Source organism: Moorena sp. SIO3I6, assembly GCF_010672095.1.
In genome coordinates this window covers 1-1,198 of record NZ_JAAHHU010001514.1, presented here as the reverse complement: position 1 = coordinate 1,198, position 1,198 = coordinate 1, and the positions used below count along the sequence as shown (strand labels likewise).

Here is a 1,198-nt window from a genome sequence, read left to right as displayed (position 1 = left end):
CCAATGAAGTACCACTCACCGGAATAATACTGAATGATATTATTAAATATTTTTTGACTCCAAGGCGTTCGACCAACCACTAAGTAAGCAACCAAATCCACCTCCTTACTGATGATGTTTTTTTACTATTTTTAATATATATACTTCTCCATTGAGTTCAAAAAAAGCTGGATAGCGTTCGTTATCTACAACTCGCAAAAGGTTAAACTGTTCTTTTATTGTTCGTTCTGGATCTAAACGACTATCCTTTGGCTTTCGACGAGGATAGTAGGTTGAGTCTCCAGATTGCTCTTTCCCTATCTCTAAAATTGCTGGATATTGCTGGACAAACTCTAAGCACATTTCAATTGATTTTTCGGCTTGAGTTTTACGCAATTCATCAACAAGTTCATTTCCCTTAAACTTCAAAACGTATTGAAGATAAATTTTACCGCTATCTACACTTTCTTCAGCTTCAAATAACGTAATTGGAATCTCATTATTCCCTTCTAAGATTTGCCAAGTGAGAGGCGACCAACCCTTTCCTTGAGGTAAAGCACTTTCGTGAACAATCAAATTTTTTGAATTTCTCTTTAAAACTTCTGATGACAAAATTTGTCCGCATCCTAAACAAAAAACGAAGTCTCCTTCTGGAATCTCTTTCGCTTGATGAATCCACTTAACAAAATGTTGTTTTTTCTTTAGCTTTTCAACGAGATCAGGAATATAATTATTAATCCAACTATTGCTATCCGATAAAATTGTAATCGTTAAGCCTTGCATTATTTTTAAAAAAAAAGCATTCTTATAACTTTGAATTGATCCTCTGCATCAACTAAACTTTTGCTAGTTTGGTGGACTTCCCAACGTAGTTTTTTGGATAATAAAATCTGAGCTACTGATTCTGCTATTTGTTCTGGAATAACTTGGTCATGCCATCCTAAACTCACAGCAGCACATCGTTCGTCCAATTTCTGAGCGATCGCTCTCTGGTTGTCAGCCAAAATTATAATTAAACTCGGTAAACCCATAAAGGCTAACTCCCAACAAGTACTTCCCCCAGCTGCGATCGCAATATCTGCCCAAGCCATCAACTCCGGCATATTCGTCACATTATACTTGAGCGTAATTGCTGTCCCCGAATCATGCACTGCTGCCTGTAACTGCTGATAATGAGGATTACTCCCCCCAACCACCACCACTGCTTCGAGTCCTTCAA

The 1,198-nt window shown here is 37.5% G+C and carries 2 protein-coding genes; both read right to left on the bottom strand.

The features are described from left to right. Positions 1–105: 105 nt before the first annotated feature. On the bottom strand, positions 106–762 hold the full coding sequence (locus F6K49_RS50775; protein WP_293110490.1) for a formyltransferase family protein: 657 nt from the start codon (positions 760–762) through the stop codon (positions 106–108). 5 nt (positions 763–767) lie between these two features. Further along, on the bottom strand, positions 768–1,198 hold a 431-nt coding region (locus F6K49_RS50770; RefSeq protein ID WP_293110488.1), incomplete at its 5' end, for a glycosyltransferase.

Bases quoted from the DNA above. Each gene is read 5' to 3' on its own strand.
- F6K49_RS50775 (WP_293110490.1), bottom strand. From the start codon at position 762: ATGCAAGGCTTAACGATTACAATTTTATCGGATAGCAATAGTTGGATT.